2 protein-coding genes are annotated in these 1,895 nt (G+C 44.6%); both read right to left on the bottom strand.

The genetic code is table 11. The annotated features are described in order from the left end of the window. Nucleotides 1-287: 287 nt before the first annotated feature. On the bottom strand, nt 288-983 hold the full coding sequence (locus D7Y06_RS24900; protein ID WP_199714854.1) for a DUF6033 family protein: 696 nt from the start codon (nt 981-983) through the stop codon (nt 288-290). A 97-nt stretch (nt 984-1,080) separates the two neighbouring features. Continuing rightward, nucleotides 1,081-1,749 (bottom strand): hypothetical protein, encoded by a 669-nt coding sequence (locus D7Y06_RS24895; protein WP_120410154.1) that lies wholly within the window; start codon nt 1,747-1,749, stop codon nt 1,081-1,083. Nucleotides 1,750-1,895 lie beyond the last annotated feature (146 nt).

Below are 1,895 nucleotides of genomic sequence, written 5' to 3'. Positions count from 1 at the left end.
TATCACTTTTTTAGTATTGTGTTAAGCAAGTTACGATGCAAGCATCGGGGAATGTACCCCCCTATGATTCAAAGCCGCCCATGCTCCCTTGCGGTAAGTCCGGGCATGATACCCTTCATTAACCAAGCAGCGTATCTCCGCCTGCCACAGTTTCAGTCATGACCCGAGCGGTTCATTACCTCCATGCAGACATATCGCCTAACTTCCCCTTATGCAACAGCCCTCTGTCGGTCAGTGCCATATCTGCCCCTTGCAGTATGCCTAAGCAGTCTGTTGCGGAATATTTCTTACGCCTTTATATCAAAACTTACCCCTGTAGGCACTGATGTACCAGAAACCGCTGCTATGAGGTTCTGCGTAACGCTTTTCATATCTATGCCCGTGGCAGATACCGTGAACGATTCTGCTTCTCCATCTTCCGTCAGTTTATCCATCTGCTCTTTTCTTTCTGCCCGCCGTTTCGCTGCTTTTTCTTCTAAATTTTTTCTCTCCTCACGCTTTTTTTCTAATCTTTCTTTCTGCCTTTTTTCTGTATTCAGTATGGATGCGCTTTCTTTTGAGCCGCTGGTTCTTGTTGAACCACTACAGGAGCATTGCATACTTCCATCTGCATTGATCCTCACAGCAAACTCATCTATCTCAATACCGTCACTTTTTGCCCTGGCAAACATCTGCTCATGCGCTGCTGGTATACCCGCTATGTCATTTTCAATTTTTCTTGCAAAATCCGGATCACTTGCCATTTTTCTCAGGCAGTCATTGGAGAGATTCAAAACGACGTTATTTCTACCGCCACTTGCAACTCCCCTACTCGAATTAATATTTATCTGCGGAAATTTCTTACATAATTGCTCATAGTATTCCTGTGCCTTGGCTTTACTGCTTGTCTTTACCTCCCTTGTTGTATTACTACCAGATTTTTTCATAGTATCAGTGTAATTTGCCGCATAGTTACTGTAATCGTTTGTAATCTCCATTGCCATAATCTTTACCCTCCTTCAAAAAATATTACCTGCGGCCCCTCTGTCATCCGGAGCCGCCCTTGCCCCCTTGCGGTAAGTCCAGGCATGATGCCCGCATTTATCCGAGCAGCGTATCGCCGCCTGCCGCTGTCTCCGTCATGACATTTGCATCATAAGCATTGGATGCCGCCGCCATCTGCCTTTCACCAGCCCATGCCTTTGCCAGCCTGCTTCTCTCCTGCTCCGCCTTTGCAACCTTTTCATCCAACAGTTCCTGCTGCTGTCTCTTAGCCTGCGCCCGCTTTTCCAGATATTCTTCCAGCAACTCCTTCTGCCTGTCCTTTTGACCGCTTGTTTTCTTATAAAAACTATCCTGTGAACGTGCAAAAAATTCCGAATCATTGTTGGGGCCAGACCATGAATCTCCCCTATAATCTTTCTCGGTTGCTCCTACCGTTATAAGCAATGACGCTTTTAGCGGGGCAAAAGATGAAGTCAAATCACGCTGAAGCGCCGACATTATCTTTGCCCTATATTCCGGATCATCTTTCATATTTTTAAACGCTTCCTCTGATATATTGACCGCCAAATTGGTGATTGTTCTATTCTTTGGTATCCTCTCAAGTTCTGCGTAAAATTCCTTCTTGAAAGCAGCCATTTCTTCCGCTTCCGATAATTCCTTTGTGTTTCCCGTTTTCTCCAATGCAAATTTTTCTGTACTGTTCGCATTTTTTGTTGTTTCCACATTGTTCCTATAAAAATTCTGTCCTACTCCGCTGATAGCCATCTTTAATCCTCCATTTTAATCTGTTTTTGAGTTTCATTTAATACACGGTCATTTACTTACCTTCTCCCACCTCCCCCTGCTGCAGCATGACTGTCACATGGAACACATCCCCTTTCACTTTTATATTTACACCGCCGAAATACTTC

Origin of the sequence: Roseburia sp. 1XD42-69 (assembly GCF_003612565.1) — a bacterium.
Classification (GTDB): Bacteria; Bacillota; Clostridia; order Lachnospirales; family Lachnospiraceae; genus Roseburia_B.
This window is presented reverse-complemented; position numbering and strand designations above follow the sequence as displayed.